Consider the following 12,134-nt stretch of genomic DNA (forward strand, 5'->3'; position numbering starts at 1 on the left):
ACAGCATTAATGGATAATAATTTAACCGACCGTTCTTTTTGGAAAGCATTTTGGGAATCAAGAATTGGCCTGATCTTTAATATTAAGCGCGATTATATTTTTGGCGATATGCTGGGCAAGATCAAAGCCAAAAAAGGCTATCAAACTGCTATTGAATTAGGTGGGTTCCCGGGATATTATACCATCTACCTTAAAAAATATGAGAACATGGATACCACCCTGTTTGATTATTTTGTGCACCAGGGATTGGTAAATGAGTTGCTTGAAGTAAACGGTCTGAAAGAAACCGATATTGACATTATTGAAGCCGACCTGTTCAGCTATCAACCCGAAACACAGTACGACATGGTGCTATCCTTCGGCTTGATAGAGCACTTTAAAGATACCAAAGCCATTATAGCAACCCACCTGCCTTTTTTAAAAGATAACGGAACGCTGTTTATAACCCTCCCTAATTTTAAAAGTATAAACGGTTGGGTTCAACGTAAATTCGATCTGGAGAATTATAACAAACACTATATTGAAAGTATGAACCCTGCGTTGTTGGCAAGCTATTGCAAGGAGTTGGGTTTAAAGGATGTGGAATCATACTATCATGGCAAATTTTCTATGTGGTTGGAAAATAAGGGTACGCAGTCGGCATTGGCTAAGGCTTTTGTTAAAAGCCTGTGGTTTACCGGGAAAGTGTTTACAAAGATCTTCCCTTTTGAAAGCAAGGCTTTATCGCCTTATATTGTATTAAAGGCGACAAAATAATCCGGAGACGCAAAGCATTGCGTCTCTACATTTATTATTAATAACCCGATATACCATGAAACCAAACCGACTGTTATTTCTATTCCTGTTTTTAATAATTAATTCAACCCTATTTGCCCAGGTTGCCGAACTGCCAACACCCTGGACCAAACCGGCTATGGATGCGCCTGTTCCGTTCCCGGAATATCCAAGGCCGCAATTGCAACGGACTGATTGGTTGTGTTTAAATGGCAAATGGGACTATATTGGTGGCAAAGATGTGGCGGACGCGTCTAATCCTGAAAAAGCAATAGTCTTTGCCGGTAAAGTAGAAAAAATTCGTGTGCCTTATTGTCCTGAATCTGTGCTGTCGGGCATCAAGCGCAAGCAAGAGATCAATATGTGGTACCGCCGTACGGTGGAACTACCTCAAACATGGGGTAATAAGCAAGTCATCATGCACTTTGATGCTGTAGCTTACCACGCAACCTTATTTGTTAACGGCCATAAAGCCGGCGACCATGATGGCAGTTATGATGCCTTTAGCTTTAACATTACGCCCTATTTGGTAAAAGGCAAAAATACACTGGTGGTTGCAGTTCAGGATCTGAATGATGGCCGGGTACCATCAGGCAAAAGCGGCCCGCGCGGCGATTATACCTTCTGTTCAGGCATCTGGCAAACCGTATGGCTGGAACCGGTAAATAAAAACTTCATTCAAAACGTCCGTCTGCTGCCTGATTTGGAAAACAGCCGCTTAAAAATACAGGTGAATACTGCCGGTGAAGGTAAAGTAACCGCTATTGCTTTGGATGGAGCTAAGGTGGTAGCGCAAGCCTCATCAACGGGCGGTAGTTCTTTTTATGTGCCGATAAAATCGCCTAAACTTTGGTCGCCGGATAGCCCGTTTCTGTACGATCTGAAGATCAGCCTGGCAGATGCCAGTGGTAGGGTGACAGATGAAGTTAAAAGCTACTTCGGCATGAGGGATATTAAATTAGGCAAGGTTAACGGGGTTAATCGCCCGTTAATAAACGGCAAATTTATTATGCAGTTGGGTATGCTTGACCAGGGTTACTGGCCCGATGGTGTTTTAACTGCGCCAACAGAAGCGGCGCTTAAATTTGATATTGAATTCACAAAAAGGGCGGGCTTTAACCTGATAAGGAAGCATATGAAAACCGAGCCGCAACGGTTTTATTATTGGGCCGATAAATTAGGCCTGTTGGTTTGGCAGGATATGCCGGCGATATGGTATCAAAATGAAGATACATTAAAAGTGCGCACCGAATTCAGGAAGGAATGGAAAGCCATTATCGACGATCATTATAACTCGCCATCCATTATTACCTGGGTGCCTTTTAACGAAAACTGGGGCGCATTTGATGTTAAAAATATAACCGATTGGACCAAGCAATACGACCCTTCAAGACTGGTGAACGGCAACTCGGGCTTTAACAATAACCCATCCTACCAAAAAGCCTATGGCGACCCTATGAATGGTGATTATGTAGATACACATATTTACGTAGGCCCGGATGGCGCCTCGCGGCCAGACGCAAATCGTGCGGCATCATTGGGCGAGTTTGGCGGAGTTGGCTTGTTTGTACGCGACCACATGTGGCCGGTAAGGAACAACGCCTACGATTATGAGCCAACCAAATCGCGGTTAACCGACAGGTACGTATTTTTATTGGACAAAGTAGAACAACTGATGAAGTACCGGGGCCTGAGCGTTGCAATCTACACACAAACTACCGATGTGGAGCATGAAGTTAATGGCTTGTTAACTTACGACCGCGCTTTCGAGAAAATGGAAGTTAACCGCGTTAAAGCCGCAAACCAGGCGGTTATTAAAGAAAGTTATAAACTGAATATGCCTAAAACTAATTAAGGTTATTTCTTCACAGCAGCTTTTATCCGCCATTGTTTAATTAGCCGTATGCCTCTTTGTAATATGGTGCCTTTACGGTTTTTAAGGAAGCGTTTAATGGTTACGTGAGCCTGTTCGTTCTCTTTGATCTCGGTAGGGAAATATTTAACCGGCTTGTCGGCAACCTTAACGCCGTACATGTTTTCGATATTAGAGTGCACACCGGTACCGTCATGCCCTATGTTATGCACCAGCGAGCGCGAGGGATTGAGTGTAAGCCCTCCTTTTAGGAAAATGGACGCATACCACCTTATGGCCCACGAGTTGTTTTTACCGGCCTTAAATTCCTCCATTTGCTTCCAGAAGTTCATTGTGTAGCCTATAGAAAAGTTATGTTTTTTCTCCAGGTTAAACTGGCTCATCAGCTTATCAATATCCGGCTCAAAATTTCGCCATGCCCTTGACCATGTGGCCCATCCCCAACTGGTAGCTATCCGATAAAAGAAAGCATCGGGCAACGTTTTATCATCCAGGTTGTACATATACGCGCCAATATGCATTACTTTATCATCCTGTGCGTATTTAGCAAGCCCCTCGTTAAAATATTGCAGGGTATACGGCGACGATATCAGATCATCCTCAAAAACAACGACCTTACCAAACTCGCTCACCAGCTGGCTAACGCCAATAATAATAGAACTGGCCAACCCCATGTTTTCTTTACGGGGTATTACTTTAACAGATTTAAAGCCGGTTACTTCATATGCCAATGCCCTAACCTCTTCCACCTTAGCGGTATCGGCTTCGGTTTTTGGCCCGTCAGAAAAAATGAATAACCGAGACTCGGCAGCCAATACGTTCTTTTGTAAATAGGCAAGCGTACGGCGCGTATGGTCGGGCCGGTTATATACGAATAAAGCTATAGGTGCAAGATTTTGCATTAAAATATTTCGGGCTGATGATCAGCTTTTTTACATAGAACGGTATAGTAGTTAGCAAATTGTTCTTCCAGTTTTTTTCCGAAGATGGATGCAGCAACTTTTTTAACGTTATGTTCCAGGTCAATTTTCAGGCTGCTTAAAAAGTTCTTTGGCTTTTTTAAAGTTTCGAAAGTATAAAACTTAGTTACTTCGGGCGCAATGGTGTCGGTTAAATCTTTAACTACTTCCAGCCCCTCGGTTGCTAACAAATAACGCAGCGATGTAGGTGTATAAACATTAATGTGCCCATAAGCCAGGAAGTGCTTTATACGTGTATCAACGCCGTGCTTATAATCACGCGGCACCTCTATCAGTACCATTTTGGCAACACGCTTCAACTCGCGCAGCAAAAGGCGCTCGTGCTCCACATGCTCTAATACGTGGGTAAGGATGATCAGGTCCATGCTGTTATCCCCGAAAGGCAAATGGTACCCGTCAAACTCCTGTACAGATTTTAGGCTTGGTATATTTCTTTCTTTTATCCGCTCCACCCCGCTTGCCGAAAGCTCGACCGCATGCAGCTCGGGCGCGAAATCTTTATCAGCCAATAATTTTAATATCACGCCGTCGCCGGCACCAACCTCTAGCACTTTATTAAAAGTATAGCCTTTACAAACAGTTATGATATGCTCAACCTTGTACTTAGCACCCAACATGCGCCAGGTTTCATCATTATTTTCATAATAATTGTCGTAGGCCGTTTTAAGGTTTTCGCTGCTGTTTACTTCCTGCATTTTTGTAGTGTATTGTGGTTAGTGCGGCAAAATTAACATATAAATATTAAATAGGCCCGGCGGCTGATATTTAATATTATTTTACAATTGTCAGCCAGCCCGATAGCGGCTTAGTGCCGTTTTTAAGATCAATGACATAATAATAAGTTCCAAAGGGTAGCAGTTTTCCTTTGAAGGTTCCGTCCCATGATTTAGTGTACCCGGTGCTTTTAAATATCGCAAGCCCCTCCCTGTTATAAACGGTTACTACGCTGCCGGTGTAAGCAGTCATAGCGGCAATGTTCCAGGTATCATTAGTGCCGTCGCCGTTTGGGGTAAAAGTGTTAGGTACAACTATTTTTTCATAAACTTTAATAGTAACCTTGTCTGTTTCAATAGCGCAATTCTGATCAGTTGTTGCGGTAAGGGTGTAGGTAATATCCTCTGTTGGTGTAGCAGTTGGGGTAAGAATAGCAGGGTCATCTAAATAAGTAGTTGGCGACCAGCTATACTGTACATTATTACCCGTTACTTTACCTGCAAGCTGTATCTTATCACCTTTTAAAATAATTTTATCCTCCCCGGCATCAACAATTGGTTTAGGTATTACAATAATTATAACCTTGGCCGAGTCAGAACAGTTGCCGGTAGACACTATCACTTTATAGGTAGTAGTAACTAATGGCGTTGCTGTTGGTGCCGCTACATTAGTTGCCGATAGTCCCGCAGCCGGTGTCCACGTGTACTTAGTACCGCCGGAAGCGGTTAAAGTAACACTATTGCCTGCACAAATAGTTGACCCTGCTGATACCTTGGCAAGCGCCCCGGTACTTATAGTAATAGCAACCACATTACTTGGTGATGGGGTACCGCAAGAGCCGCCTGTTACCAGCCTGCGGTAATACGTTGTAGTACTAACCAAACCTGTATTATAAGTTAATCTGTTCGCCCCTGCAATATCTGTGAAGTTGACATTGTCGGTAGATTGCTGCCATTGGTAGCTAAAGCCGGCACCGCCAGCCGAAGTGCCTGTTATATCGCCTCCAAAAGCCGGCCCGCAAAAACTGGTTGCAGTCGGTGCTGTTAGTGTATTATTGCCAACAGCGGGTGTTACGGTTATGGTTACAACATTACTATATAGCGGCGCAGAACAGAAACTCAATACTCCGCGGCGATAGTAGGTTGTTGTAGTAATTACCGAAGGATCATAATTAATTGAAAGGGCAGCAGCGCCTGATATATCAGTAAAGGTTATATTATCGGTTGACATTTGCCATTGATAGGTGAAATTACCCGTACCGCCAGTTGGTGTAGAACCATTGATGACCGAAGGATCTGCGCTTGCCGAACAAAAAGTAGCGGGTACCGGCTGTGCAATGCTGTTATTATTGATAGTTATAGCCCGATGAATATTTATAGTTACTACATTGCTTAGGGGTAGCGCGGCACACCCGGCGGCAGTTATAATACGCCTATAGTAAGTGGTTACCGTTATTGGCGGCGGGTCATAATTAATTGTATTAACACCTGCTATGTCAGTAAAAGTTATATTATCTGTTGATTGCTGCCATTGAATGGTATATCCAATTCCCGGAAGAGGCGAACCGCTTATTATAGCAGGGTCGCCCGGCCCGCAAAAGCTGGTAACAGCTGCAGGTGTAGAAATAGTGTTTATTGGAACTGGCGTAATAGCTATAGTTATAACATTACTGGCTGTGCCGGCAGTGCAACTGCCGCCGGCAACTATACGCCTGAAATAGGCTGTTTTGGTAACTAATGGCGGATCATAATCGGGTCCATTTTCATTAACATCGGAAAAAGTAATATTATCAAATGATGCTTGCCATTGGTAAGTGAAAGGCCCGGGGCCTACGGGTACAGAACCTTTAATAAGAGATGGATCTGAAGTGGTTGCTGTGCAAACAGGTGCATTGGGTTGCGGCTGCCAAATGGCATTATCATATACAGCAGTGGCAGCTGTATATTTTGCAATGAACAGGTCGCGGACTATGCTTTGTGCTGAACTGGTCGAGGCGCAACCCGATTCATTAAAATTAACGGTAGAACAAAATGACCCGGTTAGCAAAACATCATTATTACCATCAACAGCAACACTCCGCGCCATGTTATTGTTGCAACTATTGTTGCCTAAGCCAAAGGCCCATTTATAATTACTGTTAACATCATACTTTACCAAAAACATATCCTCCCTACCATGATCTTTAACATTTGCAACCGCGGCTGAAAGGTCGAAATCTATCGTTCCGGTAAAATATCCCGATAGGTAGATATTATTATCAGGGCTAACAACTATGCCATAATTATTTATAAATGAGCCGGCATTGCCAATGTCTTTATAAAACTGTACAAACCCGTTCTGGTTATATTTCGCAAGAAATACATCCTGGATACCTTTGGGGCTTAACGGCGTTGCGCTGCCGAAATTTATTGGCGCGGCAAATACACCATTCATATAAATATTATTTTGGGCATCTAATGCCATATTAATATTATAATCAGCGCCCTGCGCGGTACCCAGTATTACATTTACCCAAAGAAAGGTCCCCGAAGATGAATACTGCGCAATAAACATTGAATTATTGCCGGCGACATTATTTACGGAGCCTAAAGGGTTAAAATCAACCGTGCCGTTTATGTAGCCCGCAATAGTGATATTATTATTTTTATCAATTACCGCTCCTATTATCGAGTTATCGCCGCCTGCATCGCCCAAACTAAACTTCCATATTACGTTACCGGCTGCGTCATATTTCACTAACAGCCCATCTTTAGTACCTTTAGGTGCAATATTTGTACCGCCAACATTTATAGTTGATTGAAACTGGGCAGCTACCACTAAATTACCTGAAGCATCGCTAACAACCTTACCGCCGTTTTCGATACCTGTGCCACCAATAGACTTTGCCCATAAAAAATCCCCGTTATTGTCAAGGCGGATGATAAAAGCATCGCGCCCTGCCGCGGTTAGGTTAAAAACACCGGCCCCGGGGTCGGCATCCATCAGTTGTGAATCAAACTGGCCTGTTAAGGTTATATTGCCGTTAATGTCTACATCTAATCCGTTAGGTTGGTCGGTACCCGGTCCGCCGAAAGATGACGCCCATACCAAGCCGCCGCTTGCGTTATATTTTGCTATAAACCCATCATAGCCGGTGCTTGTAGCAGTTAAATTTTTTGTACCGGCCGAAGATGGGTCAAAATCAACAGTCCCGCTGAAAATGCCGGTAACATACATGTTATTTTGTGCGTCAACTTTTATAATAGTTGATATAGCATTGCCATTTGGCCCACCCATATCTGCCACCCAGGCAGGTGCTACCTGGCAAATTGCTGTTAATGGCAAAACCAGTAAACAGGCAATTAAACGCAACATATTCTTAAAGCTTGCAGGCATTGGTTTGGATAAACCTTACAATTTAAAAAGAATTATTTAATAAAGTTTAAAGTCTTTTTTATTTCAATAACATAACATAGCCGGATAAGGGCCCCTGCCCATTTTTTAAGTCGATAATGTAATAATAAGTACCAAGGGGCAAATGCCTATTGTTAAGCATACCATCCCACGGTTTTGCATAGCCAATGCTGTTAAAAATTTTTTGACCAAGCCTGTTAAAAACCGTTATTATGCTGTCATTATAGCCATCCAATCCGTCTATCAGCCAGCTGTCATTAACATTGTCGCCGTTAGGGGTAAAGGTGTTAGGGATCTTGATCTTCTCTAACACCCTTATAGACACATCATCATTAACCACAAAATATCCTTTGGCAGTTGTTGCTGTTAGCTTATAAGTTATGTTTTTAGCTGGGGTAGCAATCGGTGTGAGGCTATTTGGATCATCCAGGTAGGTTGCCGGCGACCATTGATAAGTAGTGCCCGCGGTTGCGGTTACCTGGCCGGTTAGTTGCACCCTATCGCCTTTAAAGATAGTCTTATCCGGGCCTGCATTAACCAGGGGCGGCGCTGCAACATTTACTGTAACCGTTAATGTGCTGCTGCAGTCACCATTAAAAACCGTTACTGTATAAGTTGTAGCAGTTGTAAGTGTGGCTATGGGCGATGCAACATCTGTTGCAGAAAGACCGGTAGCGGGCGACCACAAGTAACTGGTACCACCGGTAGCATTGAGCGTTACCGACTGGCCCGGACAAATGCTTTGTTCGGGCGATACTGTTGCTACAGGCAAAGGGTTGATAGCGATAGTAACCGTATTACCGGGTAGGCGGATATTGCAGGGCGAATTTGTGATCAATCGCCTGTAATAAGTAGTGATACTGGCCGACGACGGATCATAATCTTTCGCGGTGGCACCGTTGATGTCAGTAAACGTAATATTATCTGTTGATTGCTGCCACTGGTAATCAATATTACCAACGGCTACCGGCACATAGCCACGAATTAAAGCTGCATTACCGACATTGCAAAAATTACTATCGGACGGGGCAACTATCCTATTATCAGTTACAGGTTTTATATAGTTTATTGTAATTACATTGCTGACATTGGGTGCCGCGCATACCGCTTTCAGGATACCGCGGCGGTAATAGGTTGTCGCGCTTATTACTGGCGGGTCAAAATCTTTTGATTGCGCGCTCGCGCCGGGAATGTCGGTAAAGGTTTTATTATCCAATGATTGCTGCCATTGGTAAGTGTAATTAGAACCAATGGGTGTGCTGCCGGTAATTAGGCCGGGATCATCGCCGGGGCAAACAGTCGTTACAGCCGGTGCTGTCGCAGTATTATTGGTAACCGGTACTAATGTAGTAGGCACATAACGCACAATAAACATATCAGCTTTGCCCTGCACAGTCAGGTTACCAATCCCGCATCCTGTAGCATCAAAATTAATAGTTGGCTTAGACGTACCAAACTGCCCGGTTACAAATATTTCATTATTACTATTTACATTTAGGAATTGGACGCCCTCCTCTTCTATAGAAGGCCCTACACTGTTAATGTCAACTGAATTAAAAGTATGAGCAAGATCCGGTATGGCGAATGCCCACTGATAATTGCCATTATCATCATATTTAGCCAAAAACATGGTAAGATCCACACCTGCAGTGAGTTCGGCTACTGCTGAAGAAGGATCAAAATCAACCTTTCCCAAAAAATTACCGGTAAGGTATAAACTGTTGTCGGTCCCCACTGCCATCCCTCGGTTAAGCACAGTAGTATTTGTACCACCTATATCTTTACGATATAACAAATTACCTGCCGATGAATATTTTGCTATAAATATATCCTGAAGGCCAATGGGATTTAATGTTGGCGTGCTGCCAAAATTTGTAGGGCCGTTAAATACACCATTTATATAAATGTTATCCTGGCTATCTAAAGCCAGCGTAACGTTGTAGTTAAACGTTAAACCATCATTGCTCTTAACCCATTGCAATATACCGGCGGGCGAATACTTGGCTAAAAATATAGCATGCTCTCCGGAAATACTAACCGGTGCACCCAGCGGGTTATAATCAACTGTACCGTTGCCATAGCCTGCAACAATGATGTTATTGTCTTTATCAACCAATACGTCTACTGCTCTATTATCATACCCATTACCAATTGCCCCAAGGTTAAACTTCCATATTACATTACCGTTAGGGTCATACTTCACCACTAAGCCGTCCGGACTTCCTTTGGCTGTAATCTTACCGCTAACGTCAGGTGATCCCCAAAAAGCGAACAGACCTATCAAATTTCCGGCGGCATCGCTTGCCACTTTATATCCTATTTGTCCATCGTAAAATGGCTTATTGGGGCCTATGTCTGTTGGTATAGCTCTGCTCCCGCTTTCAATCAATTTTTCCCACAACACGTTTCCATTGTTGTCAAGGTGCACAATAAAAGCATCGCTATAGAACACATAGCCAGCAGCATTTCTCGTACCTGTAGCATCTTTCCTGCCGATCACAGTAATGTTGCCGTTACGGTCAATGTCAAGGCCACTCGCGTCAACTCCCGACCACTCTTGCTCAAATCTTTTTACCCAAACAAGCGCACCAGCTGCGCTATACTTAGCTAAAAAATCACCAGCATTTTTTTCGGTCGCGCCAGTTATGCCTGCCGAAGGATCAAAATCAACAACATTATAAGGGCCATCCACATAATTGCCAATGACGTAAAAATTGCCTTGTGCATCAAATTTCAAACTGGTTGAGATAGCGGAAGCTCTTAAGCCGCCAATATCTAATAGCATACTTGGCGCTACAGGCACGGTTTGCCCAAAGCTCAATATTGGTAAAATGAGCAGCAAAGCAAGAAAGCCAACTAATTTATTGAGGTACATAGGTTTAATAACCTACAAGTTAGGAAAGATTATTTAATAATATGCAAGGCTTTTTGTAAGGTTGCATCAACCTTATCATTTATATCTGTTGATATTTTCAGGTAATAAGCCAGCACGCCATAAACTATGGTTGTAATGCCACTGCGCACTACAAGATCTAAAAAAACATTTGGCATACGCCAAAAATACTTACCGGCAAAATAACTTATTATTGCAATGCCAATTACTAAGATATGCTTAAAAGTAAATGGCTGCATTTTAAAACGGTATTTGATGTAGAACCAAGTACAGAAATTAATACCCGCAATGGTTATTAAATAAGCCCCGGCGGCACCCATACCACCATATTTGGGTATCGCCAAATAAGTTAAAACAACGCAAATTATACTCCAAATAAGCACCAGGATAGTTATCAATTTGTATTTATGCGATGTGGTGACGATATAAGTATTTAACCCGCCGGTAACATCCACCAAAAAGCCCAGGCATATCATGATCAATACATTAAACTGGTCGGCATATTCTTTTTTGTGCAGCAAGGTTAACAGATTCTCTTTGTTCACCAATATGCCTACAAACAATAAAAAACCCACCACCATCTGTATAATAGATGTTTTGTAATAAACTTCTTCAATAGCTGCCATGTTTTTTGATTTCCAGGCATCAGATACTATCTGGTAGGTTGTGCGGCTAAGCGCTGCCTGAGGTACGGAGATAACTATAGCTATACCCGAGTATAAGCTGTAAACCCCTTGCACCGCTAATCCGGCCATAGCGCTCAACATATATTTGTCTACATTTTGCAGCATTACATATATAGCGCTGGATAAGAAAGTGAACAAGCCGAAATTAAGCACTTCTTTGTGGGTGATATCCGGATGCTTCACGCTCGACCTGCGATAAGAGAATTTGCCCGTGGTGGCAAGACTTACTAACAAACTCAAACATACTACGCCATTTATCAGCACATAAATAACAATGAATTGCTGAAAATCTATCCAGCCCAAAGCCAGCATGAGCATGGTAATGGTAGTAACTAAGCGCAAAACCACTTCTTTTAAAACAGCCGAGTATATGGACTGATAAATAACCTTACCAAAGGCTTCTAAAAAATTAAAGAAGATAGTGAAAAATGCCAGCGGCACCAGGTAATAATAATATTCAACAAACAGCTCCGCTTTTTTTTTAAAGCTGATCACTATTATTGGTTTAATGGCGAAAAATACCAGCGTTGAAATGGCAAACCCTATAAGGGCGACCTTGCCCGTAAAACGCAAAAAATTATGATGCGTATTATCATCAGTACGATAGAAAGGAAAATAACGTACAATTATACTTGGCACGCCCATCGATGCAATGATCGAGTAAAGCACCGACAAACCTATCAATAATTGAAAAAGGCCTATCTGCTCGGTAGTAAGGAAACGTGGGTAAAGTAAGATAAGGTTTACAAACCCTATGATCATACCCGCGTATGATACGAAAGTGTTTTTGTAAGCCTGTTTTTTTACTATTCCCATTTATA

At 42.7% G+C, this 12,134-nt stretch carries 7 protein-coding genes; 2 read left to right on the top strand and 5 right to left on the bottom strand.

What is annotated here, in order from left to right; genetic code table 11:
- Positions 1-9 precede the first annotated feature (9 nt).
- Together ABIB50_RS23145 and ABIB50_RS23150 are read left to right on the top strand one after the other, a co-directional pair.
- A complete protein-coding gene (locus ABIB50_RS23145) occupies positions 10-756 on the top strand; it encodes a class I SAM-dependent methyltransferase (RefSeq protein WP_429383673.1) in 747 nt (248 codons plus the stop codon).
- Positions 757-811: 55 nt separating this feature from the next.
- Positions 812-2,629, top strand: a complete 1,818-nt coding sequence (locus ABIB50_RS23150) for a glycoside hydrolase family 2 protein (protein WP_429383675.1) — start codon at positions 812-814, stop codon at positions 2,627-2,629.
- 2 nt (positions 2,630-2,631) lie between these two features.
- Here the strand turns inward: ABIB50_RS23150 and ABIB50_RS23155 are convergent, their stop codons facing one another.
- The 5 genes from ABIB50_RS23155 to ABIB50_RS23175 all read right to left on the bottom strand — a co-directional run bounded on the left by ABIB50_RS23155 (position 2,632) and on the right by ABIB50_RS23175 (position 12,129).
- The gene (locus tag ABIB50_RS23155; RefSeq protein ID WP_429383677.1) at positions 2,632-3,549 is read right to left on the bottom strand and encodes a glycosyltransferase; all 918 of its coding nucleotides are present in this window, start codon (positions 3,547-3,549) and stop codon (positions 2,632-2,634) included.
- A complete protein-coding gene (locus tag ABIB50_RS23160) occupies positions 3,549-4,322 on the bottom strand; it encodes a class I SAM-dependent methyltransferase (RefSeq protein WP_429383679.1) in 774 nt (257 codons plus the stop codon). Before ABIB50_RS23160 ends, ABIB50_RS23155 begins: the two co-directional genes overlap by 1 nt.
- 76 nt (positions 4,323-4,398) lie before the next feature.
- Positions 4,399-7,716 carry a gliding motility-associated C-terminal domain-containing protein gene (locus tag ABIB50_RS23165; protein ID WP_429383681.1) on the bottom strand — a complete coding sequence of 1,106 codons (3,318 nt, stop codon included), beginning with the start codon at positions 7,714-7,716 and terminating at the stop codon, positions 4,399-4,401.
- A 58-nt stretch (positions 7,717-7,774) separates the two neighbouring features.
- A complete protein-coding gene (locus tag ABIB50_RS23170; RefSeq protein WP_429383683.1) occupies positions 7,775-10,609 on the bottom strand; it encodes a gliding motility-associated C-terminal domain-containing protein in 2,835 nt (944 codons plus the stop codon).
- A 29-nt stretch (positions 10,610-10,638) separates the two neighbouring features.
- Positions 10,639-12,129 carry a lipopolysaccharide biosynthesis protein gene (locus tag ABIB50_RS23175; RefSeq protein ID WP_429383685.1) on the bottom strand — a complete coding sequence of 497 codons (1,491 nt, stop codon included), beginning with the start codon at positions 12,127-12,129 and terminating at the stop codon, positions 10,639-10,641.
- Between the last annotated feature and the right edge of the window lie 5 nt (positions 12,130-12,134).

It is taken from the genome of Mucilaginibacter sp. UYCu711 (assembly GCF_050433825.1).
GTDB lineage: Bacteria > Bacteroidota > Bacteroidia > Sphingobacteriales > Sphingobacteriaceae > Mucilaginibacter.

Excerpts from the sequence above, each read along its gene's own strand:
- ABIB50_RS23145 (WP_429383673.1), top strand. The coding sequence starts at position 10 with ATGGATAATAATTTAACCGACCGTTCTTTTTGGAAAGCATTTTGGGAA.
- ABIB50_RS23150 (WP_429383675.1), top strand. The coding sequence starts at position 812 with ATGAAACCAAACCGACTGTTATTTCTATTCCTGTTTTTAATAATTAAT.
- ABIB50_RS23155 (WP_429383677.1), bottom strand. The coding sequence starts at position 3,549 with ATGCAAAATCTTGCACCTATAGCTTTATTCGTATATAACCGGCCCGAC.
- ABIB50_RS23160 (WP_429383679.1), bottom strand. The coding sequence starts at position 4,322 with ATGCAGGAAGTAAACAGCAGCGAAAACCTTAAAACGGCCTACGACAAT.
- ABIB50_RS23165 (WP_429383681.1), bottom strand. The coding sequence starts at position 7,716 with ATGCCTGCAAGCTTTAAGAATATGTTGCGTTTAATTGCCTGTTTACTG.
- ABIB50_RS23170 (WP_429383683.1), bottom strand. The coding sequence starts at position 10,609 with ATGTACCTCAATAAATTAGTTGGCTTTCTTGCTTTGCTGCTCATTTTA.
- ABIB50_RS23175 (WP_429383685.1), bottom strand. The coding sequence starts at position 12,129 with ATGGGAATAGTAAAAAAACAGGCTTACAAAAACACTTTCGTATCATAC.